Origin of the sequence: Collinsella sp. AM12-1 (assembly GCF_003472325.1) — a bacterium.
Lineage (GTDB): Bacteria > Actinomycetota > Coriobacteriia > Coriobacteriales > Coriobacteriaceae > Collinsella.
On record NZ_QRLS01000002.1, the window covers coordinates 25,014 to 50,023 of the forward strand.

20 protein-coding genes are annotated in these 25,010 nt (G+C 59.5%); 4 read left to right on the plus strand and 16 right to left on the minus strand.

All coding sequences use genetic code 11. From position 1 onward, the window contains the following. Positions 1-58: 58 nt before the first annotated feature. The 6 genes from DW136_RS01525 to ileS all read right to left on the minus strand — a co-directional run bounded on the left by DW136_RS01525 (position 59) and on the right by ileS (position 7,830). Entirely contained in the window at positions 59-1,306 is a 1,248-nt protein-coding gene (locus DW136_RS01525) for a deoxyguanosinetriphosphate triphosphohydrolase family protein (RefSeq protein ID WP_118288938.1), read from the minus strand. A 31-nt stretch (positions 1,307-1,337) separates the two neighbouring features. Beyond that, complete coding sequence (locus tag DW136_RS01530) at positions 1,338-1,760, minus strand: prepilin peptidase (RefSeq protein ID WP_118288939.1); 423 nt, start codon at positions 1,758-1,760, stop codon at positions 1,338-1,340. Positions 1,761-1,841: 81 nt separating this feature from the next. Then, complete coding sequence (locus tag DW136_RS01535; protein ID WP_118288940.1) at positions 1,842-3,137, minus strand: glycosyltransferase family 2 protein; 1,296 nt, start codon at positions 3,135-3,137, stop codon at positions 1,842-1,844. A gap of 82 nt (positions 3,138-3,219) precedes the next feature. Beyond that, on the minus strand, positions 3,220-4,233 hold the full coding sequence (locus DW136_RS01540) for an RluA family pseudouridine synthase (RefSeq protein ID WP_117583439.1): 1,014 nt from the start codon (positions 4,231-4,233) through the stop codon (positions 3,220-3,222). Next, complete coding sequence (gene lspA / locus DW136_RS01545; protein ID WP_117583506.1) at positions 4,233-4,814, minus strand: signal peptidase II; 582 nt, start codon at positions 4,812-4,814, stop codon at positions 4,233-4,235. The genes DW136_RS01540 and lspA overlap by 1 nt, the downstream gene beginning before the upstream one ends. Before the next feature lie 238 nt (positions 4,815-5,052). Further along, complete coding sequence (gene ileS, locus DW136_RS01550; protein WP_369831815.1) at positions 5,053-7,830, minus strand: isoleucine--tRNA ligase; 2,778 nt, start codon at positions 7,828-7,830, stop codon at positions 5,053-5,055. Between the two features lie 509 nt (positions 7,831-8,339). Between ileS and DW136_RS01555 the strand changes: the two genes are divergently transcribed. Both DW136_RS01555 and DW136_RS01565 read left to right on the plus strand, forming a co-directional pair. Beyond that, the gene (locus DW136_RS01555; protein ID WP_118288942.1) at positions 8,340-9,422 is read left to right on the plus strand and encodes an iron-containing alcohol dehydrogenase family protein; all 1,083 of its coding nucleotides are present in this window, start codon (positions 8,340-8,342) and stop codon (positions 9,420-9,422) included. Positions 9,423-9,936: 514 nt separating this feature from the next. Beyond that, positions 9,937-10,539, plus strand: coding sequence for a Type 1 glutamine amidotransferase-like domain-containing protein (locus DW136_RS01565; protein WP_118288944.1), 603 nt, complete (start codon positions 9,937-9,939; stop codon positions 10,537-10,539). Positions 10,540-10,653: 114 nt separating this feature from the next. Here DW136_RS01565 and DW136_RS01570 read toward each other — a convergent pair whose 3' ends face one another. The 3 genes from DW136_RS01570 to ftsH all read right to left on the minus strand — a co-directional run bounded on the left by DW136_RS01570 (position 10,654) and on the right by ftsH (position 13,523). Next, positions 10,654-10,881, minus strand: a complete 228-nt coding sequence (locus DW136_RS01570) for an integrase core domain-containing protein (RefSeq protein WP_369831816.1) — start codon at positions 10,879-10,881, stop codon at positions 10,654-10,656. 176 nt (positions 10,882-11,057) lie between these two features. Next, positions 11,058-11,549 (minus strand): DUF523 domain-containing protein, encoded by a 492-nt coding sequence (locus DW136_RS01580; protein ID WP_118288946.1) that lies wholly within the window; start codon positions 11,547-11,549, stop codon positions 11,058-11,060. An 81-nt stretch (positions 11,550-11,630) separates the two neighbouring features. Next, positions 11,631-13,523, minus strand: coding sequence for an ATP-dependent zinc metalloprotease FtsH (gene ftsH / locus DW136_RS01585; protein ID WP_199580131.1), 1,893 nt, complete (start codon positions 13,521-13,523; stop codon positions 11,631-11,633). 92 nt (positions 13,524-13,615) lie between these two features. Here ftsH and DW136_RS01590 point away from each other — a divergent pair, with 92 nt between their 5' ends. Beyond that, positions 13,616-14,101, plus strand: a complete 486-nt coding sequence (locus tag DW136_RS01590) for a cob(I)yrinic acid a,c-diamide adenosyltransferase (protein ID WP_118288948.1) — start codon at positions 13,616-13,618, stop codon at positions 14,099-14,101. Between the two features lie 32 nt (positions 14,102-14,133). Here DW136_RS01590 and DW136_RS01595 read toward each other — a convergent pair whose 3' ends face one another. The 4 genes from DW136_RS01595 to thyA all read right to left on the minus strand — a co-directional run bounded on the left by DW136_RS01595 (position 14,134) and on the right by thyA (position 18,009). Then, positions 14,134-15,483, minus strand: a complete 1,350-nt coding sequence (locus DW136_RS01595) for an MATE family efflux transporter (RefSeq protein WP_117629297.1) — start codon at positions 15,481-15,483, stop codon at positions 14,134-14,136. A gap of 125 nt (positions 15,484-15,608) precedes the next feature. Beyond that, positions 15,609-16,523, minus strand: coding sequence for an RNA methyltransferase (locus tag DW136_RS01600; protein WP_117629296.1), 915 nt, complete (start codon positions 16,521-16,523; stop codon positions 15,609-15,611). A gap of 109 nt (positions 16,524-16,632) precedes the next feature. Next, positions 16,633-17,151, minus strand: a complete 519-nt coding sequence (locus DW136_RS01605) for a dihydrofolate reductase (RefSeq protein ID WP_118288949.1) — start codon at positions 17,149-17,151, stop codon at positions 16,633-16,635. Positions 17,152-17,160: 9 nt separating this feature from the next. After that, positions 17,161-18,009, minus strand: a complete 849-nt coding sequence (thyA, locus tag DW136_RS01610) for a thymidylate synthase (protein WP_117629294.1) — start codon at positions 18,007-18,009, stop codon at positions 17,161-17,163. A 166-nt stretch (positions 18,010-18,175) separates the two neighbouring features. Between thyA and DW136_RS01615 the strand changes: the two genes are divergently transcribed. Continuing rightward, positions 18,176-18,940, plus strand: a complete 765-nt coding sequence (locus DW136_RS01615) for a NifB/NifX family molybdenum-iron cluster-binding protein (RefSeq protein ID WP_118288950.1) — start codon at positions 18,176-18,178, stop codon at positions 18,938-18,940. Positions 18,941-19,060: 120 nt separating this feature from the next. Here DW136_RS01615 and ffh read toward each other — a convergent pair whose 3' ends face one another. The 3 genes from ffh to smc are packed head-to-tail and all read right to left on the minus strand — an operon-like array spanning position 19,061 to position 25,000. Further along, positions 19,061-20,536, minus strand: a complete 1,476-nt coding sequence (gene ffh / locus DW136_RS01620) for a signal recognition particle protein (protein ID WP_117637757.1) — start codon at positions 20,534-20,536, stop codon at positions 19,061-19,063. A 10-nt stretch (positions 20,537-20,546) separates the two neighbouring features. Next, positions 20,547-21,464 (minus strand): signal recognition particle-docking protein FtsY, encoded by a 918-nt coding sequence (ftsY, locus tag DW136_RS01625; protein WP_117716048.1) that lies wholly within the window; start codon positions 21,462-21,464, stop codon positions 20,547-20,549. Further along, on the minus strand, positions 21,464-25,000 hold the full coding sequence (smc, locus tag DW136_RS01630; protein WP_118288951.1) for a chromosome segregation protein SMC: 3,537 nt from the start codon (positions 24,998-25,000) through the stop codon (positions 21,464-21,466). Before smc ends, ftsY begins: the two co-directional genes overlap by 1 nt. Positions 25,001-25,010 lie beyond the last annotated feature (10 nt).

Consider the following 25,010-nt stretch of genomic DNA (forward strand, 5'->3'; position numbering starts at 1 on the left):
CCATCCCGTGCATTAATCAAAATCGTTGTTGACCAATAGTATACCGAAAGGATACGAACTACCGTTCGTTAATATAGGTGCGGTGCGGAAACTTTAGACCTGGGAACAATTTGCTCGTCAGCTCGCAGAAATAACCATCCGTCATGCTTGCGATGTAATCGACGACGGCCTGATCCTTGTCGTCCTGCCAGGCATAGGTGCGATCGTAGTAGGAAAGCTGCTGCTCAATGCGCGAAACATGATGCTTAAAGATGTAAGAGAACTCGTCGCCTTTATTTAGATCCTGCAGGCAACGGTCGTAGAGCTTTTCGAAAGCCTCACGCAACTCTGCCTCAGAATCGCCTTCGATACCGCCCTTGCTATAGATCTTCTCGTAGTTCTCGCGCTTCGCCCGGCGGATCTCCTCAAACAGGTCCTCGCTCATCTCGATACGCGGTTTGCCATAGCTATGCTCAACGATATCGATGGAAGCGTGCGTGAGAATCCAGCTGTTATAGGCGCCGCCCCGACCATCGTCAAAAGCGTCGGGCGACAGCAGGCCCGCCGCAATGGCGTCCTGACGATCACGACCGACGTAGGCGAGGATATCCGAGATACGCACCACACAGCCCTCGAGGGTCATGGGGCGCAGGTGCTCGATCGCGCCATAGCCCGTGGCGATGCAGTCCTCGACGGTACGGTCGAACTGGTCAAACGACGCCATGTCCGAGAGTTCAAAGACACGCTGCTCGTACTCGCCGTTATGGCACAGCACGCCGTCGAGCGTCTGGAGCGACACGTTGCGGCCGTACAGCGCGTCGAGCACGCGGACGGACTGCACGTTATGGAAAAAATAACGACCCGTACGCTCGTGATAGATATCGTTGAGGAAACGCTCGCCGGCATGGCCAAAGGGCGTGTGGCCCAAATCGTGGCCCAGGCCAATCGCCTCGATCAAATCGCTGTTGAGGCCCAGGGCACGGCCGATATCGCGGGCAATGCGCGAGACGAGCTGCACATGAAGGCCGCGCCGCGACAGGTCGTCGTTGCTGCGAAAGCTAAAGACCTGCGTTTTGCCTGCATAACGCGTGTACGCAGGAAGATGAAGAATCTTTTCGGTATCGCGCATAAACGCCGGACGCATAAGCGTGCCTTTGTCGGCAGCGCGATCTATACGACGAATGACCTGGTCGTCGCAGCATCGATAAGGATTAACGACACCCGAGGCGCGGTCGGCGGCGATACGCTCGACCAGCTCGGGCGACAACGCCGCGGGAATGCGGTCCATGCGCGCCTTAATGACGGCCGTTTCTTGATTAGTTGCCATGGCATGCTCCTTAAAAAGGATGCGCAATCGGTTACAATGTCCAGCCCACGACCTCGATTATGGCAAATATCGGCACCAAAAACGGGAGCAATGGCAGGGAGCGCGATTTTGTAAAGAGGCAGGAGAGGGCCAGGACCAGGAGCGCGACGGCAAATGCCACGATGCCGCCCAGAGGGTCGAGCGTGCAAAGCGCGAAAAGCGCCTTGGCATCCCCCATGCCGATGCCGGGGGCCTGGCGGAAACGCCGCCAAAGCGACTCGGTCAGCACAAGGGAAAGGTACACGATAACGGCAGGACCGGCGTGGTCAAGCGCCGTGTTCAAGCCCCTGTCCAGCCAAACGCCTGCAAACGCCGCCACGGCGCATGCGGCGGCAAGCGCGTTGGGAAACCGCCGTTCACGGACATCAATCACCGCACCGGCAAAGATACAAATCCAAAACGGGATATAGACCATTGAACACCTCCCGGGGCAGTCACTCAAAAGCAAAAACCACCACAGAGGTGCCTGTCCCCTTCGTGGTGGTTTTGGTGGTGGTTATTTAGCGCCCTGCATGACCTCGTCGAGGGTAACGCTGACGGCATGCTGCGTCGGGACCCAGTCGACCTTCAGGAACAACGCAGCCACCGTAATGGGGATATAGCTGAACATAAAGATCGGGAAGGTAAACAGGTTGGTCACCAGGCGCCACTTTTGCGCGCAATGGATGTGCTTGTACTCGAAGATAGTCGTGAGCAGCGCCAGGATAAAGAAGGTCTGATACATCATGACGAAGGTCATGATGAGCGAAGCGGCACACGCCTGCATCTCGACCTCGGTAGCTAAGAAGCCGTGGGAAAGACCGCCAACAATGAGGAACGTCGCATTGGCAAGCATCGAAATCAGCGATAGCAGCATACCCGGTGCGATTGTCATGAACATGTCGTAGGCAGCGAAGCGATGATAGCGGAAGGTTGACTTGACCAGATGCTTACCGTAGGTAAAGAAGACCTGGTAGAAGCCCTTGGTCCAACGCATACGCTGTTTCCAAGAAGCCTTAAACGTCACAGGCTGCTCGTCAAAGAACTCAGCCGGCGCATAGCCAATACGAATGCCGTGAATGGCACAGAACGTCGTGAACTGAATATCCTCGGTCAGCGTGTGGAACTGCCAGCCGTGCATGCCCTCGATAACACTGGCTGAGATGAGGTAGCCCGAACCCGAGACAGCACAGGACGTCTTGCAGATGTTGCGCGCGTTGTTGAGGAAACGCGCCTCGCGCAGATACCAAGTGGCATTCGCTGCCGAGATCCACGAGCTTCCGAAGTTCTTGGAGTTACGATAGCTCGTGACCACATGGAAGCCCTGGTCAAAGGCATCATTCATCTTGGACACATAATCGCGGGCGATAACATTATCGGCATCGAAGATAAAGTAACCTTCAAAGGTGTCGGGATACTCGTTAAGGATACGGTCGAAACCAAAGTCCATGACCCAACTCTTGCCTTTACGGGCCAGGTCATTGCGCTCGTACACAATGGCGCCCGCCTCGCGCGCGAGCTGCGCCGTGTTGTCGGTGCAAGCATCGGCGACGACAAAGACCTCGATAAGCTCTGAAGGATAATCCTGGTCCTTGATGGAGCGAACGAGGTTGGCAATCACGGCCTCCTCGTTATGCGCCGCGATAAAGAAGGCATAGCGGTGCAGCTTTTTGGCCTTGGGAGGCGCGACCTCGCCGCGGAAAGCACCGATGACAAAGAAGACCACCTGGTACAAGAAGCAGACCGTGAGCAGCGTGACGACAATCTGGTTGAAGATCACGATGGGTGTGTTGGTTTGTAAAAAGGCGAGCATGCAGGCTCCCAGGAACGTGTTACGTAAACAATCGTATATCTTACCGCAGGCTTACCGAGTTCAAGAAACCACCTAATACTGGCTAGGCTTCGAGCAGGCCGAGCTGCGGTACGATTTCGTCGCCGGCAGCAGTGCGACCAAGCGAACGCGGGGCTAAGTCGTCGAGGACGGCGGCGAGATCCCACGGCAGCTCGTCGCGGCACTCAATGCGCTCTCCCGTCACGGGATGATCGAACGCCACGCGCCAGGAATGGAGGAATTGCCTGGTCAGACCCTGATCGGCACGCGCATCGCACTTACCGTAGAGCGGATCGCCCACGCAGGCGTGGTTGATATGGCGCATGTGCACGCGAATCTGATGCGTGCGACCGGTAAACAGGTGACACTCAACGAGTGTGTAGCCGTCATCAAAGCGCGTGGAATCAAAGCGCTCAAGGACCTTAAAGGTCGTGATGGCCTGGCGCGCAAAAGGATCATCGGAAACCGCCATCTTGACACGGTCACGTGTAGAACGGGCAATGCCGGTGTTAACGGTGCCCTCATCCATGGCGATATGACCGTGAACGAGCGTAATGTAGCGGCGGTCGAGCGTGCGCGTACGGATAAGATTTTGGAGCGCGCGCTGGGTGTCGTCGTCCTTTGCCGCAAGCATAAGACCCGAGGTATCGCGATCCAAACGATGTACGATACCGGGGCGGTCCTCGCCCTGCACGGTGCCCAGATGGTCGATGCCGCAGTGGTAGACCAGGGCGTTCGCAAGCGTACCGCTCTCGTGGCCGTGAGCAGGATGGCACACCAGGCCGCGCTGCTTGGAGAGCACGATGAGGTAGTCGTCCTCATAGCGAATGTCGAGCGGGATGGCCTCGGGAATCACGTCGGTGGGATCGTGCGGCTCGGGCAAATCAACCGAAATACGGTCACCGGCTCGCACGGCGTACTTTTTGGACAGGCAGGTCTCGCCATTGACCACTACGGCCCCGCCCTCAATCAGATGTGCGCAGGCAGAGCGCGTAGGGCAGCCGTCATTGGCGCCCAGATAGGCGTCAAGACGCTGACCAGCGGCATCGTCGGCAACAAGGATATGGATGTCGGCCATTAGCGCTCAGTCCTTTCGCGAATCTTGCGGGCACGCTCCCCACGTTGTTTAGCCTTGCGCTTGGCGCGGGCCTCGTCACGGGCGTTAAGCTCGGCGGTCGCATCGACCTCACGAGCCGCGGGGCTCAAGAACATGTAACCGAAGAGCGCCAGCACCACACCGACCGTAATGCCGATATCGGCCACATTGAAGACGGGGAAGTCGATGAAGGTGGTGGCAATAAAATCGGTCACGAAGCCAAAGGCCAAACGATCGATAGCGTTGCCGATAGCACCGCCCGCAACCATCGCCATGCCCACAACCTCAAGATGGGCGAGCTGGGGTGCACGAACGAGGTACACGGCAATAGCGATAATGACCGCCAACGCCAGCACGGCAAACGCGATGCCATGCCCCTCGCCCATGCTAAAGGCAGCACCGATATTGCGGACAAACATAAAGTCGATAACACCGGGGATGACGGTCACATGCAAGGCGTCGCCCACGGCACGAACCGCGAGCTTAGTAAGCTGGTCAACAAGCAGCACAACCAGCGCCACCCCACCAGCAACACCCAACCGCCAACGCAAAGGCGGCGTCATATCCGCACCACGACCCAAAGAAATCCCCTACCCTCAGATAATCAAATTCTATTTAACGCAGATAACCATCTTATATTGCCACACGCAGAGCGCACGACACATTCGCTAACGTCAGATAAATAACCAGCATAAAAGAAAGCGGCATTCCGGATAACGGAATGTCGCTTTTCTTCAGCGGAGCAAATGGGCCGAAGGCGCCTAAATTCTCCCTATAACTAAAATGCCGAGTTACCGTGCCTTAAAGGGCATTCGCGCAGCGCTTGCAAATGTGAGCGTGGCCGTTGTACTCGCCGACGGTGGTGCGGTAGTTCCAGCAACGGTCGCAGCACTCGCCCTCGGCTGCATCGATGGCAACAGAAAGCTCCTCGCCCTGGGTAAGCTCAACATCGGAGACGATGTAGAACTCGGCCAGGTCGACGGCCTTGTCGCCGGTCAGCAGCGCATACATTTCGGCAGGAACGACCGCCTTGACGCGGACCTGCTGGCTCTTGGTGAAGGTGCCGGCGGAGCGGGCATCCTCAAGGGCCTTGGTCACGACGCTGCGGAGCTCGAGTGAAGCCTCGAGCACGCCCTCAAACTCGTTGGCCTCGTCGACCGTGATGGGCGACTTGTACCAATCGAGCAGCGCGGCGTACTTCTGGTGATCGACGCAGCCGGCGGGCGCATAGGCCATGGCCTCGTCGACCGTGTAGGACAAGATCGGCTGCAGGTCGCGCATGAGCATCGAGAAGAGCTCGGCCAGCACGGTCTGGGCGCTGCGACGCTCGAGCGAACCGGGCTTCTCACAGTACAGACGGTCCTTCAGGGCGTCGAGATACACGTTGGAGAGCTCGGTAACCACAAAGTCGTAAAGCGCACGGTAGGCGCGCGGGAACTCGTAGCTGGCGTAGGCGTCGTCAACCTCGGCCTGGACCTGGGTCAGGCGAGCAACCATGAGCTTGTCGAGCGGCAGCAGGTCGGCAAAGGCGACGCCGTCGGTCTCGGGCACAAACTGACCCTCGAGCTCGGAGAGCAGGAAGCGCAGCGTGTTGCGGAAACGACGGTAGGCATCGGACGTACGAGCGAGAATCTCGTGGTCGATGGAGACGTCGGAGCTGGTATCGACGGAGGCGACCCACAGACGGATGATGTCGGCACCCATCTCGTCACAGACCTTGTTGGGGTCGATGACGTTGCCGAGTGACTTAGACATCTTACGGCCCTGGCCGTCGAGGGTGAAGCCCTGCGAGACGACCGCCTTGTACGGAGCGTGGCCGTTGGCGCCCACCGAGGTGAGCAGTGAGCTCTGGAACCAACCGCGGTGCTGGTCAGAGCCCTCGAGGTAGACGTCCGCCGGGTACTCCAGCTCGGGACGGTACTCGCAGACGGCCTTCCAAGACACGCCGGAGTCCCACCACACGTCAAGGATGTCCTTATCAGCCTTGAGGTGATGGCCACCGCACTTGGGGCAGACGCAGGCCTCGCCCAGATAGCTCTCAGGAGCATCGGTAAACCAGGCGTCGGAGCCCTTCTCGTGGAAGAGTTTGATGACGGCGTCGAGCGTGGCGTCGTTCATGACCTTCTCGCCGCAGTCGGCGCAGGTGTAGCTGGGGATAGGCACACCCCAGTTGCGCTGACGGCTGATGCACCAGTCGGGACGCTGCTCGACCATGGCGCCAATGCGGTTGGCGGCGTGGGCCGGATACCACTTGACGTTCTCGCGGACCTCTTTGCCAGCCTGCTCGCGCAAGCCGGTCTTGTCCATCGAGACAAACCACTGGTCGGTAGCACGGAAGAGCACCGGGTGCTTGCAGCGCCAGCAGTGCGGATAGCTGTGCGTGATCTTCTTCTCGAGGACCAGGGTGCCGCGCTCGCGCAGGAACTCGATGATGTGCGGATTGGCCTCATCGGTGTCCATGCCGCTGAAGGGACCGCCGGTGCCAAACTCCTCACCGGTGTAGAACTTGCCGTCGTCATCGACCGGCATGCAGATGTCGGTGATGCCCTCCTTGAGGCAGGCGAAGTAGTCGTCGACGCCGTGGCCGGGCGAGTTGTGGACGATACCGGTACCGTCGTCGACGCCGACGTAATCGGCCAGCAGCGCCACGCCCTCGACGCCGTCAAAGATCGGCTGCTTGTAGTGGATGTGGTGGAAGGTCTCGGCGGGAACCACGTAGGGCTTGCCGTCGACCATGACCGGGGTGTACTCCCAGCCAAACTCCTCGCAGCACTTGGGAGCAAGGTCCTCGAGCATGACCTCGGCGCGGCCGTCGTGCTCAACGGCGACATAGGCGGCGCCGGGCTTAAGGGAAACGGCCTGGTCGGAGGGGATGGTCCACGGGGTAGTCGTCCAGATGATGAAGTCGACCGGGCCGTCGAAGTTCTCGAGGCCGGCGGGCTTGGAGGTCATCTCAAAGCGCACGAAGATGGAAGGGCTCGTCTCGTCGGAGTACTCGATCTCGGCCTCGGCGAGTGCGGTGTGACAGTGCTTGCACCAGTGAACCGGCTTGTGGCCGCGATAGATCATGCCCTTATCGAACATGGCCTTGAAGACCTCGATGTCGGCGGCGTCATGCTGGTGATAGAGCGTCAGATAGGGGTTGTCCCAGTCGCCGAGCACGCCCAGGCGACGGAAGCCGGCCTTCTGCAGCTCGATGTTCTCGACAGCGAACTTGTTGCAGAGCTCGCGGATCTTAGCCGTGGAGGTCTGGTTGAACTTCTCGGTGCCGAGCTTCTCCTCGACCTTGTGCTCAATCGGCTGACCGTGGCAGTCCCAACCGGGGACATAGGGAACCTCATAGCCCTGCATCATCCAGTAACGGTTGATCATGTCCTTGGAGATCTTGTTCATGGCGTGGCCGATGTGGATCGGGCCGTTGGCGTACGGAGGGCCGTCGTGCAGCACGAACTTCTTGTGACCCTCGTTCTTCTTCAGAACCTGCTCGTAGACCTTGTTGTCCTGCCAGTCCTTGAGTCGCTTGGGCTCGGACTTGGAAAGACCGGCACGCATGGGAAAACCGGTCTTGGGCAGATTCATCGTCTGCTTGTACTCGTTTGCCACGGTACCCCTTTCTTGTCATGGGCGCGCACGCCCTCTGGGCACCAAAAAAGCGCCCGTCCCTACAAGCTGGGACGAAGCGCCACAAACGGGCTGCACGCCCGCAAAAGCTCTTCGCTTAACCACCCAGCTTAGATGCCCTCGCCCGCGTATTCGCGCGCTCGCATCCGTTACTCGGCTGGTCTGTATCGACGACCATCTCGGCGATGTCTACTAAGACGAACCTACGCGGCACGTCCGTTGGGACCGCAGCTCCGGGGTGATTTTCATCGGTCGCATGCACGGGTTCTCAGCGCTCCCCGCTCTCTGTAGCATGCGGACGGCCGACTACTCGTCCCCATCAACGCTTATGCGCTGTATGGTAACACGGTCAACGCCGGCGAAAAACCCTCAACATCGGTTTCATACTTTAGAAACTTCTCGCGATCGCAAGCACTCACTTGGAGCAAAATACCTGTAAGCACTTTATCGAACGAAAGAAGATTGCTATGCGCACGATCGGAATGAGCGACTATACCGTTGGCGAAGACTGCTTTGACGAGCTGCACGGCGCGTTGGCCGAGTACGGAGCAACCAAGGTCGCCATCATTGGTGGTAAACGAGCACTGGCCGCAGCACTTCCCGGTATCGAAGCTGCGCTGGCAGGTACCGACGTCGAGATTCTGGAGACGCGCGTCTACGGCACCAACAGTACGCGCGCAAATATCGCCAAGGTCGTAAACTCCCCTGCCTGCCAGGAAGCTGACGTGCTTATCGCATGCGGCGGCGGCAAGGCGCTCGACACCGTGAAGACCGCAGCTATCGAGCTCAAGAAGATTGTCTTTACGGTACCGACGATCTGTTCCAACTGCTCCGCCGCGACCGCCATTGCCGTCGTCTACAACGACGACGGCTCGCTCGAGGGCTATTCGTACCCCAACCGCCCCGCGCACATCTTCATCAACCCCAAGATCATCGCCAAGGCACCGGCAGAGTACTTCTGGGCCGGCGTGGGCGATGCCCTGTCCAAGCAGCCCGAGGTCGAGTACGCCACGAGCGCCGGCAACTTGGAGCACACGGCCGGCCTTGGCCTGGCGCTCGCGCACACCTGTTCCGAGCCGCTGTTTACCTATGGCGTCCAGGGTCTTGAGGACGTGCGCCAGGACCAGTCGACCGAAGCCGTCAAGCAGATCGCGCTCGACATCGTGGTCAACACGGGCTATGTCTCGAACCTGACCAACCAAAACGATTACTACTACAACTCGAGCGTGGCGCACGCGTTCTACAACGCTTCCTGCAGCATTCCTCGCCCAGGCTCCTACCTGCACGGTGAGGTCGTGAGCCTGGGCGTGCTGGTGCTGTTCGCCTACACGGGCGACACCGAGAACCTTAAGCGCTACGCCGCTTTCAACAAGCAGATGGGCCTGCCCGTGACGCTTGAGCAGGTCGGGCTTTCCGAGTCCGATATCCCCGCCCTGTGCGAGTTCGCACACGCCACCAACGAGTGGAAGCAAGGCAATCCCGAGCCTTTCACCGACGAAAAGTTCGCCGCCGCCATCAAGGCCGCCAACGCCTACGGCCACACGCTTTAGCTCTAGGCCAAAACCGCCACAAAGGGGACAGGCACCTTTGTGGTGGTTTTATATTGCTCCAGTATTCAGTTCGTACTCGAACCCGATTCTTTACGAGAAAGGGTTCGGGTACGTTTTTTGTTTATCGGAAATTCTGCGGAAGGACTACTCGGAACGGTAAACAGGAACGAACAGAGGCAGGGTATCATCGTGGTGATGGTATCCTACCTTTTGTTTTTCGGGATCAAGGTCGGTTTGTGCGAACTTGATCGCCACCCATATGACGCATTGATGGCAATTGCTGCGTACGTGCGTACCGGGAGCCAGTACACCCCTGGCAAGGCGTAGCACACTAGACTTTGTTCCAAAGTCCGCGTGCTAAGGGGGCAGGCCCCTTAGAATTCCTGTGGAGTGCGTACGCACGTATGCAGGAAAACGGCAATATTTCGCTATATCAGGGCGTTCTTTCATTGGAGAGTATGGTATACACGGCTTAGTTCAACAAATTAGATTTTATATATAAAGGAGAATATTGATGAAACTGTTTTTATGTTCGCACTTTTCAAGTGTAGGAAGTCTGATAAAGGAAGAAATTGAAAATAAAAAAGTCGCATTTATTCCAACAGCTTCGCTGCGTGAAGGCTACACCGGTTATGTCGGCTCGGCTCGAAAATTATTCAAAAAGTTGGGAGCAATCGTAACTGAAATTGATATTTCAACGGAGGCTTATTCAACGATACAGTCTCTTTTTGAAGATGCGGATGTGATCTATTTTACCGGCGGAAATTCTTTTTTCCTTATAGACCAGCTCCGTAAAACGGGAACGGATGAGCTGTTGAAGAAAGAATTGGCAAAGGGAAAACTGATGATTGGTGAATCGGCAGGTGCGATTGTATGCGCTCCAAGCATCCAATATATCGAACAAATGGATGAAAAGCCGGAGGACTACTCACAAGAAGATGATGCAGGGCTTGATTTAATTGATTTCTATGTTCTTCCGCATTATCTCACAGCACCATTTAAGAAAGTTACCGAGAAAATAATGACTGAGTTTTCGGATTTGAATCTATGCCCAATTAACAATCGTCAGGGAATTGTAATTGATGGTGAAGGTTCAAAGGTTATTTGCAAAGACTAATTTAAAAATCCAGTTTGCTGTACTCGTTCCTAGCAGGGTTTGGGGCAGACACGCCCCAACAAGAAGCCGTCCCAAAGGGGCAAGAATGGGGACTGCGGACGATTTCTTGGACCGTTACGCGGCCCTTCCCAGCGCGGAGCGGAGCTCGGCCGGCGTGCGGCCACCGAGCGCATCGCTGCACCTCTCCGTATTGTATCGGCCGATCCAGCCCCCGAGCTCCTCGATGAAGCGGGCGGGGGTCCAGTCCGACCAGTCCCTGCCGTGCCAGAACTCCTTCTTGAGCAGGCCGAAGAAGCCCTCCATCGCCGCGTTGTCCGAGCTGCAGCCCTTGGCGGACTGGATTGGCTACACTGATGTGGACAGTTCCGGGAGGGGCGCAAGAGACGGGAGGGCCGTGTACGCGTTCCTGCGCGAGAGCCGCGGGGAGGGGCTGCCTGGGTACGTGCCTGTCAACTCGGTCTACGTCTTTGATGACCGGGTCGTACTCAATATAAACTTCACGGATGATGCCAAAACGGTCACCCGTGAGGAAGTGTTGGGTTCGAGTACTGTGGACAATGTTCCAACATGCTGGGGTCGAACTCGCTAGCCGGAATGACGCGGTAGCCGTGACGCAGCAACAGATCGACGAAAACGCCGTTGCCCGCGGTGAGCGTACCGCTAAAGGTGCCGTCGTAGATGCGACCCGCGCCGCACGAGGGGCTGCGGTCCCGCAAGATGCACGCAGCAATCTCGGAAGGGCCGCCCGCCTGCTCGCACATGTCGAGCGCACGTTGAGCGCCCAGGCGGAATTCCCGGTCAACGGACACGCCCTCGCAGGTACGGACTTCGCCGTTCACAATCTCGGACGGGTCGCGCGGCGTGGGCAGGCCGCCAAAGACCTCAGGGCACACCAAGAGGACCTCGGTCCCCGTACGCTCGCAAGCCTCGACCAACGCGCGGTGGTAATTATCGAGGCCGTTATACTTGCAGCTCTCGCCCATCAAACAGGCACTCACCACGATCTTCATACATACCCCTCCCAAGCAAAACGCCCCATTTGAGATAGGCACTCAAATGGGGCGTCGATATTTACTGACCCGAATGCAACGCTACTGCTGCTTAGGCATCAGCGGATTCTCGCGCGTGAGGAGATTCATAAACTCCTCGCCCGTGATCGTCTCCTTCTTGTACAGATAACGAGCCAGCTCATGGAGCTTAAACTTGTTCTCCTTCAGGATCTGCAGGGCGCGGTCGTGCGCATCCTCGATCAGCTTGGCGACAATTGCGTCCACGCGCTCGGCCGTACCGGGGGCGCAGGTGAGCGACGTATCCTGGTTGAGGTACGCATTCTGCACGGTACCGAGTGCCATCATGCCAAACTCGTCGGACATACCAAAGCGTGTCACCATATTGCGGGCGAGCTTGGTGGCCTGCTCGATATCGTTGGCGGCACCGGTCGTCATCTCGCCAAAGATGAGCTCCTCGGCAGCACGGCCGCCGCAGTAAACGGCAAGCTTGTCCAAGACCTCCTGACGTGTCGTCAGGAAGCGCTCGTCCTCCTCAACCTGCATGGTATAGCCAAGAGCACCGCTCGTGCGCGGCACGATGGTGATCTTGGTGACCGGCGCGGAACCCTTTTGGCGGGCAGCGACGATGGCATGGCCGATCTCGTGATAGGAAACAACCTGCTTCTCATGGTCGGAAAGCACCGTGGACTTACGCTGTTGGCCGGCAATGACGACCTCCACCGACTCCTCGAAGTCGTCCTGGGTTGCACGCTTGCGACCCTCGCGAACGGCGCGCAGGGCGCCCTCGTTGATGATATTGGCCAGGTCGGCGCCCGAGGCTCCGGGCGTGGCGCGGGCAATCGCGGTCAGATCGATCGGGGGCTGGGTCTTCACGCTCTTGGCGTGCAGCTCGAGGATGTTCTTGCGGCCGGTCAGGTCGGGCAGCTCAACGGGAATGCGGCGGTCAAAGCGGCCGGGGCGCAGTAGAGCGGGATCGAGACTGTCGGGGCGGTTGGTTGCGGCAAGGACAACGATACCCTTGTGGTTATCGAAGCCATCCATCTCGGTCAGCAACTGATTGAGCGTCTGCTCGCGCTCGTCGTTGCCGCTAAAGCCGCCGCCATCGCGCTTCTTACCGATGGTATCGATCTCATCGATAAAGACGATACACGGGGCCTTTTCCTTGGCCTGCTTAAACAGGTCACGAACCTTAGCAGCGCCGCGACCAACAAACATCTCAACGAACTCAGAGCCTGAAATGCTAAAGAACGGAACACCGGCCTCGCCGGCAACAGCCTTGGCAAGCAGGGTCTTACCGGTACCCGGAGGGCCAACAAGAAGAGCGCCGCGCGGCAGTTTGGCGCCGATTTCCTCGTAGCGCTGCGGTTTCTCCAAAAAGTCGACGACCTCCTTGAGAGACTCCTTGGCCTCTTCCTGACCGGCGACATCCTTAAAGGTCACGCCCACGTCCTTGGAAGCAATCACGCGCGCGCCGGACTTACCCAGTCCACCGCCGCCAAAACCGCCGCCGCCAAAGTTCATCGACGGACCGTCATCGCCCATGGCCTTCTTCATACGGCGGTTGAGCCACCAACCGATGAGGAAGAAAATCGCCATGGGAAGAACGAGCGTGAGCAAGTAGTAGGTCATCAAACCCGAGTTTTTATCGGGAACGACCGACTCCAGCGAAGCGCCAGACTCAAGCACGCGATCGGTAAAGCCCGCATCGTTCGGCACACCGGTCGTCTTATAGGCGATGTTCTCGTCCTCGCCCTTCTTGGTGTAATAAATCGAGTAATCGTCCGTGTTGTACTCGACCTTGTCGACACTCTTCTTATCGAGCGCTTTGACAAACGTCGAGTAATCGGTCTTCGTAATCTGCTGCGTGTGACCGATGTTAGGGAACAGAACGGTCGAGAGCACGAGGTAGACGACGAAGGCGATGAGCACGTAGAGGATCATATTCCGTCTACGTTTATTGTCATCCATCTCCATCTGCTTGAACTCCATCTACTGGGGTTGATAATGCTAACTAGAATACCCAACCCGGCCGGCGATAAACCGACGCCGGGCACGAAAGGATAGAGATGGCATCACTCGAAGTCGGCAAGGTTCAGATCTATACGGGCGACGGCAAGGGTAAAACCACGGCCGCGCTGGGACTGGCGATGCGCGCCACGGGATATGGGCTCGACGTACTCATGCTGCAGTTTGCCAAGAAGCTGCACTGCGCCGAACATGACGCAGCACCTCGATTGGAGCTACGCATCGTACAGGCCGACCGCGACACGCCCGAAGCCTGTGCCACACAGATCATGGAGCTGGCGCGGGAGCAGATTGGCCAGGTCGACGTGCTGATCTTGGATGAGCTGGGAGAAGCCATGCGACGGGGCTTTGTGACGCGTGAAGATGCCGAAGCGTTGATCGCGATGAAACCGACCATCACGGAGCTCGTGCTCACCGGCCGCGGATTGCTGCCCCTCGCCGACCTTGCCGACCTAGTAACCGAAATGCGCCCCGTCAAACACTACTTCGACGAAGGCCTCCTAGCCCGCCAAGGCATCGAATACTAAATGATCCGAAGGGGACGGAGGAAAACGGATCATTAGGCGGTGGCGCGGCCGAGCCAGTTGCCGCTGTGGTGGTAGATGGTAAACATCGTGGCCGTGATGAGCCAGGTTACGGGGTAAACCAGCAGCAGGTGCTCAAGCGACGGATCGAACGGCATAATCGCAAACACCCAGATCACCCTGAGCACGACGGTGCCAAAAATCGTGAGCAGCATGGGCTGCAAGCTCACGCCGGCGCCGCGAATGGAGCCCGACGCATTTTCGATAATCGAGAAGATCGCGTAGAACGGCGCGATGAAATGAAGAATCGTCGTGGTGTACGCCGAAATCGAAGCATCGTCGACAAACAGACGCGACAACGGGCCCGAGAACACCATCAGCACGGCAGAGAGGCCACCGATCAGCGCAAACGAAAGCACGAGCGACGTGTGGTAGCCCTTGCGCATGCGCTCGTAATTACGCGCGCCAAAGTTCTGCGCCGAGAACGTAGTGATCGATACGCCGAGCGCCTCGGTCACCATCCAGATAATGCCATCCAGGCGCCCAGATAGACCCCATGCCGTGGTGACATCGGCACCAAACGAGTTGACCGACATCTGGATCAGCACGTTCGAGATCGAATAGGCAGCCGATTGAAAACCGAGTGGCAGACCGCACGAGATCATACTCTTACAAATACCGCGATCGATGCCGAGCTTAGACAGCGAAAGACGCCATGCACCCGGAGCGCGCATCATGCGCAACACGATCATCGTTGCATTGGAGCAAATGGTCAGCGCTACCGCGATGCCGCAGCCCAGCGCCTCCATATGCAACACAGCAACAAAGATGATATCCAGCACCACGTTAACAAGGCAGCCAGAGGCAATGATCACAGCGGGACCGCGCGTATCCCCCACGGCACGCAGCAGTGCGGTTCCCATATTAAGCAGCAGTGCCGCAACCATCGCGGCAAAATAACAGCGAGCATAGGCAACGCCCTCGGCAAGTAGCTCGTGCGGCGTATTCATCAACACCAGCATGGGCTCGACAAAAACCATGCCAAGAATGGAAACGACGATGCCGCCCACCAAAGCAAGCGTCATGGCTGTATGGACCGAACGGCTCAGACGCTCGCTATCGTGCTGGCCAAAAAACTGACCCGTGATAACGGCACAACCGGCGCCAACGCCAACGCAAAAACCAATGCAGAGCTCGGTGAGCACCATCGTGGCTTGAATGCCGCCAAGCGCAAGCTTGCCGCCAAACTGACCGACGATATAGGTGCCGATAAGCGTGTAAGCCTGCTGAAAAAACGAACTAAAAAAGATGGGAACGCACAGCGACAGCAATTGCTGCCAAATGACACCTTGCGTTACATCGATAGACGTAGATTTCTTAGCCACACGCCCTCCCCAAAAGCGCACGTCAACCGACAAAACAGCAATTTAAAACCAAAGCCAAAACTAGCTTAGCACCGACTGGCGGCGACCGAAACACCCCGAATCAGAGCGCGGTGCGGAATATCTGCCTAGTGATACAAACCCGGCTGGTAGTGGTACTCGTTGCTCACGTGCGGGCACAGCTGCCAAAAGGCGACGGCGCTCGCCGCGGCCACGTTGAGCGAATCGACCCCGTGCGCCATCGGAATGCGCACGGCTCGGTCGCAGCCGGCAATGGTCTTGGCGCCCAAGCCGGCACCCTCGGTACCCATAAAAATCGCCAAGCGATCAATCTTCTGCAGCACAGGATCGTCCAGCGAAACGGAATCATCCGTCAACGCCATAGCGGCACACGAAAAACCGGCATCATGAAGCGCGGCCAGGCCATCATGTGGCCACACGCGAGCCTCACTGCCAATACGCGTCCACGGCACTTGAAACACGGTGCCCATGCTCACGCGGGCCGAGCGACGATACAGCGGGTCGCAGCACGTAGGGCTCACCAGAATGCCGTCGACATTGAGCGCGGCAGCCGAGCGGAAAATCGCGCCCACGTTCGTGTGGTCGACAATGCCCTCGAGCACGCACACGCGCACAGGGCGCTCCCCCGCCGCCTCGACAACGCCACCCAAGAACTCATCGACCGGAATCTGACGCGGGCGACGAAACGCCGCGAGCGCACCGCGCGTCACGTTAAAGCCCGTCAACTGCTCCATGAGCTCCATCGAGGCCACGAACACCGGGACCGGACCCGCTCCCTCGCGCACAACCAAGCGCTCAAACAGCGGCATCATCTGGTCGAGCCAGCGTTCACCCAAAAGAAAGCTCACCGGCTCGTATCCGGCACGCACCGCACGCTCGATGACCTTGGCGCTCTCGGCGATAAAGATGCCCTTCTGCGGCTCCAGTACGCAGCGCAGCTCACGCTCGGTCAGTCGCACATAGGCATCGAGCCGCTCGTCCTCGAGCGAATCGATTCGCAGCACCTCAACGGCATCAGTCATAGTAGCCAGCCCGCACCCTTCTTACAGCAGCATCTATATCAAACGAGGCGACGCCAAGCGCCGCCCCTCAATCATTCCAACCCGATAATACCGTGGGCAAATAGGAGATTTACGCCTCAACGCGACGATACGTCACGAACTCATAATCGAGGCCTTCGTCACCCTCGCCCGCGGCAATCGTGGCAACCCCTTCGCGCCGCGCAACTTCCCACGCGGAATCGGCGTCCAAGTCGGGAAAGTACGTGTCCACGGGATGGACGCAGTGGTTATGCGTGACCTCGGCCTCCACGCAGTACGGCAAAAACTGCCGATAGACATCGCCGCCGCCGATCACCCAGGCAACGGGCTCATCGGCAACCGCGGCGAGCGCCTCGCCGATACTATGCACCGCGTCGACACCTTCGGGCGAAAAATCCTCGTCGCGCGTGAGCACGATATTGCGACGATTCTTGAGCGGCCGTGCGCCGGGAAAACTCAGCAGGGTCTTGCGCCCCATAATAACCGGGCAACCTTTGGTGCACGCCACAAAATGACGCATGTCGGCACGGTTGGACACCACCATGTCGCCCTCGCACCCAATACCCCAGCCATCGCACACGGCGACAATGGCAGAAAGCTTACACGTCATGCACGTCACCTACACCGCAATGGGGATGTTCTTGACCTGCGGGCCGTGCTCATAGCCCTCGACAATCAGGTCGTCGGTCGTAAACGCATAGAAGTCATGCACATCGGGGTTAAGCGTTACCTTAGGCGCGGCAAACTGCGGACGCTCGATAAGCTCGCGGACGATATCGACATGACGGTCGTAAATGTGGGCATCGGCAATCACATGCAGCAACTCGCCGGGAATCATATCGACCGACTGCGCGACCATCATCAGCAAGATGGCGTACTGGCACACATTCCAGTTGTTCGCAGCCAAAATGTCCTGGCTGCGCTGGTTGAGAATCATGTTGAGCGTCGGTTTATCATCCTGCGGGCGCTGCGTCACGTTATACGTCACGCTGTAGGCGCACGGATACAGGTGCATCTCGGACAGGTCGCTAAACACGTAGGTATTCGTCATAATGCGGCGGCTGTACGGCGTGTTCTTAAGGTCGTACAGCACGCGATCCATCTGATCGAAGTCACCCTCGGCATAATGGCTCTTCTGCCCAATCTGATACCCGTAGGCCTTGCCGATGGAGCCAGTCTCGTCGGCCCACTCATCCCAAATATGGCTGTTGAGGTCATGCACGTTATTGGACTTCTTTTGATAGATCCATAGGATCTCATCCATGGCAGATTTGAGGGCCGTACGACGCAGAGTAAGCGCCGGAAACTCCTCACGCAGGTCATAGCGTGCCGTGACACCAAAGTTTTTAATGGTATAGGCAGGGGTGCCATCCTCCCACACCGGGCGGACCTTTTGGCCCTCGGTCGTGGTGCCATGGTCCAAGATATCGCGGCACATGGTTACAAACTGTTGATCAGCTTTGCTCATTGACCCTCCTGTCAGTCGCCTACAAGCGAGATTCATTGTAGCCCAGGCGCACGCGGCCCCACAGCCCAAACATAAGCCCTCGTTTTCTGACATATGCCAGAAATCCCTTGCGTAAATCTGCACGTTCGTTATTCTATTGTTGACATATGTCAGATAAGGAGTGCGTATGGCCGGAAGACGCGAGAAACTGCGTCGCGTTGGGATCATCCCCGAATATCGCGGTTTTACCCCCGATGGCCTGGCGAGCGGAGACGCCATCGACATGACGATTGACGAACTCGAGGTACTGCGCCTGTGCGACCTGGAAGGCCTTAACCAAGAGGCAGTCGCACAGCAGATGGGCATTGCCCGCGCCACGGTGGCGGCAATCTGCAGCCGCGCGCATCGCAAGGTGGCAAACGCGCTGGTCAACGGACGGGCGATCGTCATCGAAGGCGGTAACATCGCATACTCCCCCATCACCACGACAACGGCCGCATGGCCAGCAAAGGAGGTCGGCACCATGAGGGTGGCAACCACGTATGACAACGGCAAGATCTTTATGCACTTTGGCCGCAGCGAGCAGTTCAAGATCTACGACATTCAGGACGGCAAAGTACTCAACGAGCAGGTCGTGGGCACCGGCGGCACCGGCCACGGCGCACTTGCGGGCCTGCTCGCCAACGGCGGCGTGGACACGCTCATCTGCGGCGGCATCGGCGGAGGCGCTATCAACGCGCTTGCTCAAGCCGGCATCACGGTATACGCAGGTGCCCAGGGCAGCTGCGACGCTTGCGTCGAGGCCCTTATCGCCGGCACGCTCGCACAGAACGGCGAGGCCACGTGCAGCTGCCACAGCCACGACCACGAGCACACCCATGAGCATGGCGGGTCCTGCGGCTGCCACGGCCACCACGACCACGAAGGCCACGAGGGCTGCGGCTGCCACTAACGGCACGGCACCGCGAGCTCGGGGCGCGAAGCCGAACGCAACCCAACAATCAAAGCCAACAACAAAGGCTACCCGGTAGCATCCGAGTGGCCTTTGCCATATCAAGCTGGAATTACAGCTCTATTTCTTATTACGCATCTGCGCTTCCATCTGGCGCAGCAGCTCCATATCGGACTTGGGACCGCCCGTACCCAGGCCGCCCATGCCGCCCAGACCCATAGCGTCCAGCCCAGGGATATTGGGCATGCGCATCTTTTTGCCCTTCTTGCCCTTTTTGCCCTTCTTGCCGCCGGCCTGTGCCTGATTGGCCATCGTGCGCATGCGGCCCATCATCTTATTCATCTCGCCCCACTGCTTCATAAGGCTGTTGACCTCGGTGGGGGTTACGCCGGCGCCCTTGGCAATACGCGCGCGACGCTGACCGTTGATGATGGAGGGACGCAGGCGCTCCTCCTTGGTCATCGACATGATGATGGCCTCGTTCTTATCGAAGATGCCCTCGTCCAGGTTGCCGCCCATCTGGTTGAGTGCACGCTGGCCACCGGGGAGCATGCCCAGAATGCCCTTCATGCCGCCCATCTTCTTGACGGCCTTCATCTGGTCGAGCATGTCGTTCATGGTAAAGCCCTCGCGCAGCATGCGCTCGGCGGCCTCGAGCTGCTCGGCATCGGCGGCCTCCTGGGCCTTCTCGATAATGCCGACAACATCACCCATGCCCAAGATGCGCTTGGCCATGCGGTCGGGGTAGAACGGCTCCAGCGAATCGGGCTTCTCGCCCATGCTCACGAACTTGATGGGCTTGCCGGTCACCTGGCGCACGGAAAGCGCACCGCCGCCGCGGGCATCGCCGTCGAGCTTGGAGATGATAACGCCGTCAAAATCGGTGCGCTCGGCAAACGTCGAGACAACGTTGACGATATCCTGGCCGGTCATGGCGTCGACGACCATCAGCACCTGGTCGGGCTTGACGGCCTTCTTGATGTCGACGGCCTCCTGCATCATCTGCTCGTCGATCTGCAGACGACCGGCGGTATCGACGATGACCACGTCACGCAGGTGGTCGACGGCCTCCTGGATGGCACCCTTGGCAATGTCGACCGGGTGCGCGCCGTCACCGCGGAAGACCGGCACGCCAATCTCGCCACCGAGCGTGGCCAGCTGGTCGGCAGCAGCGGGACGATAGACGTCGCACGCGGCGAGCAGCGGCGAGCGGCCCTGCTTCTTGAGCAGGTAGGCAAGCTTTACGGCAGCCGTGGTCTTACCGGAGCCCTGCAGGCCCACGAGCATGATGACATTGGGAATGCGGTTACTAAAGACGAGCTTGCTCTCGGTGGAGCCGAGCATCTCGGTGAGCTCGTCGAGCACGATCTTAACGACGTTTTGCGCCGGCGAGAGCGACTCCATGACCTCGGCGGTCATACAGCGCTCTTTGGTCTTGGCGACGAACTCCTTGACGACCTTGAAGTTGACGTCGGCCTCGAGCAGCGCCATGCGAATGTCGCGCATGGCCGAAGTAATATCGGCCTCGGTCAGCTTACCCTTGCCGCGCAGGCGGTCAAATGTGTCGTTGAGGCGATCGCTCAGGGAATCAAACACTAGTCACTCCTTAATTGGACTCGCCCACCAGGGCGCGGCAGAAATCTTTTGCATTAAACTCCTGCAGGTCATCGACCTGCTCGCCCACGCCGATGCGCAGAATCGGGAGCTTGAGCTTCTCGGCCACGGCCATGGCGATACCGCCCTTAGCCGTACCGTCGAGCTTAGTCATGATAATACCGTCCAGGCCCAGCGCCTCGTTAAACTCGAGCGCCTGGTTCAGACCGTTCTGGCCAGTGGCGGCATCGATCACAAGCACGACCGAAACGGGCATGGGACCGGCGGCCATATTGGCGGCGCGCTTACGGGTCACATTGACCACCTTGGCAAGCTCGCGCATGAGCTCGGGGCTCGTGTGCAGACGACCGGCGGTATCAATGAGCACCAGGTCGCTGCCGCGCTTATCGGCCTCGTCGAGCACGTCATAGCACACGCTCGCCGGATCGGAGCCGCGGTCACGCTTGATGACGGGCACGCCGGCACGCTGGCCCCACACATCGAGCTGCTCGATGGCGGCGGCGCGGAAGGTGTCGGCCGAACCGATCACCACGTTCTTGCCGCGGGCGGCCATGGCGCTCGCGATCTTACCGACCGTCGTGGTCTTGCCGGCACCGTTGATGCCGACAAACAGCACGCAGCTCGGCGTGTCGGAAAACGGATCGCGCTCAACAGGCACAAAATGGCCCTCGAGCTGCTCGGCCAGGGCGCGGCGAAGCTGCGGGGCGGTCTTGAGGTTCTTCTTGGCAGCGGCGTCGCGCAGGTTATCGGAGACCTGAATGGCGACCTCGGCACCCATGTCACCCATAACGAGGGTGTCCTCAAGGTCCTCCCAAAAATCCTCGTCGACCTCGCCGCCAAAGTAGAAGACCTCGTTGAGGGCCTCGCGGCTGCGCTCAAGTCCGCGCGAGAGTGCGTCAAAAAATCCCATTATGCATTCACGACCTTTCCGGTTTCGCAATCGAGTTTTTGCGAGACGACGCGACTGACACCGTCGGCTTGCATCGAGACGCCGTAGAGAACGTCAGCATCCTCCATAGTACGGCGCTGATGCGAGATTACCAAGAGCTGCGTATCGGAACGCAGCACATCGAGGGCGCCGATGAGCTTGGACAGGTTGGCGTCGTCGAGCGCCGCCTCGACCTCGTCCAGCACATAGAACGGCACCGTGCGCGTACGGTATACGGCAAAGAGCAGGGCGAGCGCCGTCAGGCTCTTCTCGCCGCCCGACATGAGCATCATCTTGGTGATGCGCTTGCCGCGCGGCTGCGCCACGACCTCAATGCCCGTCTCGGCCGGATGCTCGGGGTCGGTCATCTCCAAATGTGCCTGGCCGCCCGGGAAGAGCATGGCGAAGATCTCGCGGAAATTCGCATCAACCTTCTCAAACGTCACCAGGAAGGCTTTACGCATCTTGCGGTCGATGGCCACGGTGATCTTGGTGAGCGCCTTGCGCGCGCTCTCAAGATCGGTCAGCTGCTCCTCGATGTAATCGGCGCGGCGCTTGAGCTGCTCGTACTCCTCCATGGCAACCTGGTTCACGGGGCCCAGGTTGTTGATCTGGCGCGCGAGTTGATTAAGCTCGCGCTCGGCGGCGTCGCGATCGGTGGGCGCCGGCAGCATGAGCGCTTCCTCAAGCACCGTGGTGCCATCGGCGGTGATGGCCTTGATGGCAGCCTCGACCTGCACCTCGAGCTTGCCGCGCGCCACCTTGAACTCATTTTGCGCTGTGGCGGCAACATCGACCCGCTCTTTGGCGCGGGCGACCTCGGTCTTGGCGTCCTCGATGGTCTTCTTAAGCGAAGCCGAGTCCGCCTCCTCAAGCGTTGCCTGATCGCGCAGGCGCGCAGCCCAGTCCGAGGCGCGCTCCAACAGGGCGGAATAGCGCTCGTGCATGGGATCGACGCGAAGGCGCAGCAGCTCGAGCGAGCGCGAGGCTTGACGCGTCCCGCGGATACGACGGTCGATACCCTCCAGACGATGCTCAAGATCGGGCACGCGGCCCTTCAGCGAACGCAGGCGCTCGCTCGTCTGAGCCAGGCGTACCTTAGCGTCGGCGAGCTTACCGGCGGCCTCGGAATCGTCACGGCGCACGCGGTCGAGCTCGTCATTGGCCTCGGCAATCTGCAAGCCTAAGTCGCTCGCCTGCGCACGGGCCTCGTCACGCGAACGGGTAAGTTCATCCACGCGCGGGCGTGCGGCACGAACGGCCTCGGCAGCCTGCTCGCGGCGCTTGGAAATACGCACGCGCTCGACTTCGCCATTGTTGGCGCTTTGCTCCAGACGGCCGATCTCGGACAACAGGGAGCGACGCTCGCCCTCAAGACGGGCGATCTCGCCGGCGGCATCGCCCTCAGCGGCACGCGCTTCCTCAACGGCCGCATTGGCCTCGACGACCTGATCCGACACATGCTCAAACACGGCAGTCAGATCGGGCTCCAGGCCCTCCAGCTCGCGAATGCGACGCTTGCGCTCCAGAGCACCCGAGGCCTCGCCGGCATCGAGCCCCACACGCACCAGGCCGCCACAGCTTACGCGGGCGCCATCGGGAGTCACGTAGGTCACACCGTCAACGACAGGCGCCGACAGCGCGGCAGCAAGATCGTCCACTACGTAATAGCCGCCGAGCAGCGCCTCGACAATCGGGCCATAACCGGCACGCACGGAAAGGCGATCGACCAGACGCGAACCGGCAGCGCCCTCGGCGGCAGCAGAGCCGCTCACGCCGCGCGCCACCAGCAGCGCCTCACCCGAGGCCTTCTTCTGGTCCAGAGCGGCACGACCGGCACGCTCAAGCGAGGACGTATCATCAAACAGCAGCGCATCGATATCGCCGGCGAGCAATTGCTCAGCTAGGCCCTCAAGCTCGCGCGGGGCTTCGAGCACATCGCCCAGGCGACCCGTTACGTCATCGCCCAGCGCACCCACCAGACGGCTCACGAGCGGTGAGCTGTCGGCCATGCGGGCATCGAGTTTCTTTTGGCTGGCAAGCTCCGAGCGCACCTCGGATAACTTGTTGCGCGCCTCGCTCTCGCGGGCACGCAGGTCCTTCAGGGCCGCGCGTGCGGTCTCGGTGGCCTCACGCGCATCGACCTGAGCCTGGCGCGCTTCCTCAAGAGCGCCCTCAAGCTCCTCGGCGCGGTCGCGACGGCTCTCGAGCGAGGCCGTGACCTCCTCGAGCTGTTCATCGATCTGCTCCAGGCGCGAGGCATACATGTTGTCCTCGACCTCGGCGTTGCTCAAGGAATCCTTCACCTTGGCGAGCTCGAGCGCGGCGTTATCGGCTACGCGCTGCACATCGCGTTGCTCACGCGTAAGCTGCGAAATCTGATTGTCGAGCGCCACGCGCCGCTCATGGAGCTCGGCGGCGGCAGGACCAGCGGCGTCAACGTCCTCCTGGGCCTGCATGTGCGCACCGGTCACTTCCTCAAGCTGCGCACGCGAGTCCTCGAGCTCCTCGACCACGCGACGTCGCTGATGCTCGGAGCTCGAAATCTGCCCGCGCATGTCAGACAGGCGCGACACCATGTTGTGGCCCTTTTCTTCGAGCAGGCGCATGTCGGAGTTAATGCGGCCGACCACATCTTGCATATGACGGCGCTGCTCACCCAGGTCGCCCACAAACAGGCCCTTTTCCTCGAGCATGACCTGAAGCTTCTCGAGCTCGCGCTCCTTTTCGCCCAAGCGGTACTGCGCAAGCTCCAGCTCGGCCGCGCCCTCTTTGGAGCGGCTCTCCAGGTCGTTCCACTGCGACTGCAGCGAACGCAGCTCGTCGACGGCCAGCATCTGCGTAAGCTCGTTCGCGCGCGAGGACAGCTCTTTGTACTTGCGCGCGCGATCGACCTGACGCTCCAGCGGTCGCAGCTGACGGGCGATTTCCTTATTGATGTCGCGAGCACGCGTCAGATGCTCGTCCATCGACTTAATCTTTTTGAGCGCACGCTCCTTGCGGCGCTTGTGCTTGGAGATGCCGGCGGCCTCCTCGATGAGAGCGCGGCGCTCCTCGGGGCGGCTCTGCAAAATGGCGTCGAGCTTGCCCTGGCTGATGATGGAATGCGTATCCTTGCCCAGGCCCGAATCGTGCAGGATGTCCTGAATGTCCATCAGGCGGCACGGACTCGAGTTGATGAGGTACTCGCTTTCGCCCGAGCGATACATGCGACGGGTGATGGCGACCTCGTCAAAATCGACGGGCAGCATATGGTCCGAATTATCGAGCACCAGCGTGACCTCGGCGACACCCACCGGCTTGCGCGCTGACGAGCCCGAAAAGATGACATCCTCCATGGCCTGGCCGCGCAGCTGCTTGGCGCTCTGCTCACCCAGGACCCACAGGATGGAGTCGGAGATGTTCGATTTTCCCGAGCCGTTGGGACCGACGATGACGGTCAGGCCCGGCTCAAACGTCATATGGGCGCGATCGGCAAACGACTTGAACCCTTTGAGCGTGAGGGACTTGAGATACACGGTTCCTCGC

Excerpts from the sequence above, each read along its gene's own strand:
- DW136_RS01540 (WP_117583439.1), bottom strand. The coding sequence starts at position 4,233 with ATGGCCGACATCCATATCCTTGTTGCCGACGATGCCGCTGGTCAGCGT.
- thyA (WP_117629294.1), bottom strand. The coding sequence starts at position 18,009 with ATGAGCAAAGCTGATCAACAGTTTGTAACCATGTGCCGCGATATCTTG.
- DW136_RS01555 (WP_118288942.1), top strand. The coding sequence starts at position 8,340 with ATGCGCACGATCGGAATGAGCGACTATACCGTTGGCGAAGACTGCTTT.
- DW136_RS01565 (WP_118288944.1), top strand. The coding sequence starts at position 9,937 with ATGAAACTGTTTTTATGTTCGCACTTTTCAAGTGTAGGAAGTCTGATA.
- ftsY (WP_117716048.1), bottom strand. The coding sequence starts at position 21,464 with ATGGGATTTTTTGACGCACTCTCGCGCGGACTTGAGCGCAGCCGCGAG.
- DW136_RS01580 (WP_118288946.1), bottom strand. The coding sequence starts at position 11,549 with ATGAAGATCGTGGTGAGTGCCTGTTTGATGGGCGAGAGCTGCAAGTAT.
- DW136_RS01535 (WP_118288940.1), bottom strand. The coding sequence starts at position 3,137 with ATGCTCGCCTTTTTACAAACCAACACACCCATCGTGATCTTCAACCAG.
- DW136_RS01615 (WP_118288950.1), top strand. The coding sequence starts at position 18,176 with ATGGCCGGAAGACGCGAGAAACTGCGTCGCGTTGGGATCATCCCCGAA.
- DW136_RS01525 (WP_118288938.1), bottom strand. The coding sequence starts at position 1,306 with ATGGCAACTAATCAAGAAACGGCCGTCATTAAGGCGCGCATGGACCGC.
- ftsH (WP_199580131.1), bottom strand. The coding sequence starts at position 13,523 with ATGGAGATGGATGACAATAAACGTAGACGGAATATGATCCTCTACGTG.
- lspA (WP_117583506.1), bottom strand. The coding sequence starts at position 4,814 with ATGACGCCGCCTTTGCGTTGGCGGTTGGGTGTTGCTGGTGGGGTGGCG.
- DW136_RS01605 (WP_118288949.1), bottom strand. The coding sequence starts at position 17,151 with ATGACGTGTAAGCTTTCTGCCATTGTCGCCGTGTGCGATGGCTGGGGT.
- DW136_RS01590 (WP_118288948.1), top strand. The coding sequence starts at position 13,616 with ATGGCATCACTCGAAGTCGGCAAGGTTCAGATCTATACGGGCGACGGC.
- DW136_RS01530 (WP_118288939.1), bottom strand. The coding sequence starts at position 1,760 with ATGGTCTATATCCCGTTTTGGATTTGTATCTTTGCCGGTGCGGTGATT.
- DW136_RS01600 (WP_117629296.1), bottom strand. The coding sequence starts at position 16,523 with ATGACTGATGCCGTTGAGGTGCTGCGAATCGATTCGCTCGAGGACGAG.
- ileS (WP_369831815.1), bottom strand. The coding sequence starts at position 7,830 with ATGAATCTGCCCAAGACCGGTTTTCCCATGCGTGCCGGTCTTTCCAAG.